Here is a 4378-nt window from a genome sequence, read left to right as displayed (position 1 = left end):
TAACGAATGACGGCTTTGTTTGAGAAATTTCCAATAAGTTGCTTCAAATTTCAGAAAGAAATCATCAATTACGCAGAATAATTCGGTACTATTGAACATCAGGACTAGGGCTTTAGGTTTTGTGTGGTAACTCAACTGATGGCTCTAGTCCTCTTATTTTTCAAGTCATTTTCTTATCCGCGATTCGGGTTATCTATGAGTTTATTCCACTCATATTGTCCAGTTGGATCTACTCTTAATATGTTTTCGATGATAAAGCTATTATTAGAATTAAAGACACAAATAGCAGTTCCTATGAGTTCTCTATATTTTCTCGAAGGTAATGCTTGTCGCGTATAATTTTCATACATATTATTTAATCCCTGATAAGCATTTTTAAAGATATTCTAAAATAATTATAAGATGGGTTATGCGAAGTCCTAACTTAAAATCAGAGCTTTTTTAAATGCTAAAAATCTTCATCCAGTTCTATATCTTGAGATTGCTTCCAAACAAGATCTTCTATTTTCTCTAAAATTATTTTTGGTTCTGCTTCACCACCTGATACACCACATTCTTGACACTCACCAAAGTAATTATCATCACTGATTTGATATATATTCATTGTATTCAAATTACATATTGGGCATACCTCGACCAGAAACAAAGGATGAGATTTCGCTTCTTGTATATATTTAGCTTTCTCTTCGGCTTGTCTTTCAATCTCTGCATTTTTAGCTTCTATTTTTTTAGCAATTTCAGCTAATTCTTCTTTTGTTAATTGGCTTACATGCCAATCTGGGAAATACTTTGAACGTGGACCTAGGTCTGGTCCTTTATTGGGCTGATTTGCTGGATTTTCTTCTGGAAAATCTTCGAAATATTCTGACCACTCTCCCATTTTTTATTCCCCTCTAATATTTAATTTTTCTAAAATCAAAATAATACACGTTATACGAAATTATTTTAATAATGATTCAAAATCTGATAAAAATCTCAAAAACCCTAATCACTATTGACTGGGTTTTCCTTGATCTTTTACGTTTCACAGGTGCTTTTAACGATAATACAATTTTCTTCTCAAATATGAGGCTAAAAAGATAAAATTATCTTAACCTTACACCTGCGCCAAAAATTTCTCTATCGCCATCTGTGCAATCTCCGCATCTTCAAAAGATTTTACACCTGACACCCCCATCGCACCCACTAATTGCCCTTCATACATAATCGGCTCTCCACCTTCAAGCATCCCTGAGAATGTATCCATCGTAAGAAAGCCCATTTGACCGCCTTTAATAATATCTTCAAACAACTTGGATGGACGGCGACTAATCGCAGAACATTTGGCTTTTTCTAAACACAGATTGGCTGTCATAGGCGAAGCGCCATCCATACGCTTCATAGCAAGCAAATTACCTGTTTCATCTACCACGGCAATGCTGACATTGAACTGATTTTCAATTGCATATTGATGTGCCTGATTTAATAAAAACTCTGCATCCGCCAAAGTCAAATAATGTTTGGTTTTCATCTTCAAAATTCTTATGGTTAAAATCTACTGGCAATAAAAAGCCCACAGCAAACTGCGGGCTTCATTGTAAAGCAAATAATTTGAAACTTACTTCATTTCAGCAAAAGTTTCTTTCGCCATTTCAATCGTGAAGGCAATATCTTCATCGCTATGCGCGCTAGAGAAGAAGCCTGCTTCAAATGCAGATGGTGCAAGGTTGACACCACGTTTTAGCATACCGTGGAAGAAAGTACGAAAGGCTTCAACATCACATTTTAAAATTGAATCAAAACCGGTAATTTCAGTTTGATCTGTGAAGTAAAGTCCAAACATACCGCCAACTTGTTGGGTAAAGAAAGGAATACCAGCGTCATCTGCAGCAGCTTGTAAGCCTGCAAGTAAAGTTTCTAATTTAGCCGTTAAAGTTTCATAGAAACCCGGTTGGCGTAGATGTTTAAACATCTCGATACCGGCACGCATTGCCAGTGGGTTACCTGATAATGTCCCTGCTTGATACACTTTACCAAGCGGCGCAATGCATTCCATCACTTCGCGTTTACCACCGAAAGCACCTACAGGTAAGCCTGCACCAATGATTTTACCCAAAGTGGTTAAGTCAGGTGTAACGCCATAATGTGCTTGCGCGCCGCCCAAACCAACACGGAAACCTGTCATCACTTCATCAATGATGAAGACTGAACCGTGTTCATCACATACATCACGAATCGCTTGAAGGAAGCCATCGATTGGTTTAACCAAATTCATGTTGCCTGCAACAGGTTCAACAATTACCCCAGCAATTTCAGAACCGAATTTTGCGAAGCATTCTTTCAGCATTGCAATATCGTTATATGGAAGCGTTAATGTGTGTTTGGCAAAATCGGCAGGCACACCCGCTGAAGTTGCTTCGCCCTCGCCTTTAGTTAACAGACCAGAACCTGCTTTTACTAATAGTGAATCTGAGTGACCATGGTAGCAGCCCTCAAATTTTACAATTTTGTCACGGCCAGTATAACCACGTGCAAGACGGATCGCGGTCATGGTCGCTTCAGTGCCCGAATTGGTCATACGCACCAACTCAATAGACGGCATGATTTCGCAAATGATGTCGGCCAAAGTGGTTTCATGTACCGTTGGCGCACCAAAACTTAAACCATCAACAGCCGCTTCTTGTACGGCTTTAATAATATCAGGCTGCGCGTGACCCAAAATCATTGGTCCCCAAGAACCGACATAGTCCACATAGCGCTTGCCATCGACATCGTACAGATATGCACCTTTAGCTTTTTCAATAAACACTGGCGTACCGCCTACCCCATTAAAGGCACGTACAGGAGAGTTCACGCCACCTGGAATATGTTTACTGGCTTGCTTAAATAATTGCTCTTGCTTTGGAGATAGGCTCATGAATTTACTCAACTCAAAAATTTAAATCTAAAAATCTATTTTATTAAAGGCTACTTTGAAAAAGTGCAGACCACTCATCAAGACGTTCAGGAATGGCATTCATTGGACGGCCTAATATATCACTAATCACCGCGCAATAATCCGCACCGGAATCAATCACAACCTTTGAATTTTCAACCGTTAAACCACCAATGGCGCAAATGGGTACATTCAGTTGTGCTTTGGTTTGTTTTAAAGTTTCCAGACCAATATTGCCTGCTTCGGGCTTACTTTCAGTCGCATAGATCGCACCAAAAGCCACATAATTAGCACCGTCTGCAATCGCTTGCTCAGCCAACTCTAAAGAGTTATTGCAACTACGGCCAATCAAAACTCCTTCAGGCAAGCGTTCAACTGCTTCAACGATTGAGCCATCATCTTGTCCAAGGTGAACACCTAAACCATATTTAACGGCCATTTCAAGATCATCATTAATCACAAAAGGAACCGCATATTCAGCACACATGGCTTTCATGTATTCGACTTCGTAAATTTGATCTTCTTTGGCAATTTTTTTACGACGATATTGCAATACGGCGACCCCACCATTCGCCATAACACCTTCAAGTTTTGCCAACAAAAGTTCCAATGGATCGTCATTGGTAATCAGATATAAACCGCGCATAAAAAACTGCCAAAACTAAAACTGCCCTATTATAGGCATATCGACAGCAAGATTCAGCGTATCCCACTTGATTTCATGGAGAAATGCAATTACGACACCTGAAAAATTTCGAAAGATTAAAAATTAGCATTATTTTTTTAAAAATAAGTGAAAAATCCCTATTTTCAGGGATAGATCAGGGATGAATTAAAGGATTTAATACATCAACAGAATAACAATAAATAACAACAAAACTTAGCGCAACGAATCGACTCTCTACTCCTTTATATAAAACGCATTTGGGGAAGCGGTAAAGGAGTAGAGAGTCACCCTATTTTAAGCTAAAAAATCAAAGCTATCGAACCATAAAAAAAGCCTAGAGAAAGGTCGCTCTAGGCTTGGAAAACTTGAATCTGGCAGGATTGACTATCCATTCTGCATTTTACTAAATACATTATTAACATTAATAGAATAATCATTTCACTAATGCAAGACTCTGTAGTGTAAATTTCCTGTCATTTTGTCGAAAACTGATGGATGTTTGACTCTTAAATCAGATTGACTTCATGAAAAAAGAATCAGCTGTCAATTTTGTCTAGAGAACGATCTTTGAGACTTAAATTGCCACGTATGACATCAGAAAACATACGCCAATCCGAAATGAAACTATAGACAGGTTGTTTAAAACTGGCAGGCTTATTTTTTTCAAATCTTAGATTCTCAAATGAAGTGCAACAGAGATTAAATTATTGGAAGGAAGCAAGATGAGCTAGCATTTTGCTTCCGACCGACCAAAGTCAAAGTTGCATCATGAACTATACTCATCTCACTCTAGAAGA

The 4378-nt window shown here is 38.4% G+C and carries 4 protein-coding genes and 2 pseudogenes; all 6 read right to left on the bottom strand.

Translation table 11 applies throughout. From position 1 onward, the window contains the following. Positions 1–99 (bottom strand): annotated as a pseudogene (locus FB6_RS16420) (IS982 family transposase); the annotation flags it as partial. Between the two features lie 349 nt (positions 100–448). Further along, the gene (locus tag FB6_RS16415; RefSeq protein WP_174560958.1) at positions 449–880 is read right to left on the bottom strand and encodes a hypothetical protein; all 432 of its coding nucleotides are present in this window, start codon (positions 878–880) and stop codon (positions 449–451) included. Positions 881–1096: 216 nt separating this feature from the next. Next, positions 1097–1510 (bottom strand): GlcG/HbpS family heme-binding protein, encoded by a 414-nt coding sequence (locus FB6_RS16410; RefSeq protein WP_174560957.1) that lies wholly within the window; start codon positions 1508–1510, stop codon positions 1097–1099. Between the two features lie 87 nt (positions 1511–1597). Further along, positions 1598–2896, bottom strand: a complete 1299-nt coding sequence (gene hemL, locus FB6_RS16405; protein ID WP_174560956.1) for a glutamate-1-semialdehyde 2,1-aminomutase — start codon at positions 2894–2896, stop codon at positions 1598–1600. A gap of 43 nt (positions 2897–2939) precedes the next feature. Then, positions 2940–3560, bottom strand: coding sequence for a thiamine phosphate synthase (thiE, locus tag FB6_RS16400; RefSeq protein WP_174560955.1), 621 nt, complete (start codon positions 3558–3560; stop codon positions 2940–2942). 557 nt (positions 3561–4117) lie between these two features. After that, a pseudogene (locus FB6_RS16395) lies at positions 4118–4249 on the bottom strand (Mpo1-like protein); the annotation flags it as partial. Positions 4250–4378 lie beyond the last annotated feature (129 nt).

It is taken from the genome of Acinetobacter bouvetii, from assembly GCF_902753875.1.
GTDB classification, from domain to species: domain Bacteria; phylum Pseudomonadota; class Gammaproteobacteria; order Pseudomonadales; family Moraxellaceae; genus Acinetobacter; species Acinetobacter bouvetii_A.
Note: the sequence above shows the minus strand (reverse complement) of the source record. Positions and strands in the feature narration are given on the sequence as shown.

Bases quoted from the DNA above. Each gene is read 5' to 3' on its own strand.
- hemL (WP_174560956.1), bottom strand. From the start codon at position 2,896: ATGAGCCTATCTCCAAAGCAAGAGCAATTATTTAAGCAAGCCAGTAAA.
- FB6_RS16415 (WP_174560958.1), bottom strand. From the start codon at position 880: ATGGGAGAGTGGTCAGAATATTTCGAAGATTTTCCAGAAGAAAATCCA.
- FB6_RS16410 (WP_174560957.1), bottom strand. From the start codon at position 1,510: ATGAAAACCAAACATTATTTGACTTTGGCGGATGCAGAGTTTTTATTA.
- thiE (WP_174560955.1), bottom strand. From the start codon at position 3,560: ATGCGCGGTTTATATCTGATTACCAATGACGATCCATTGGAACTTTTG.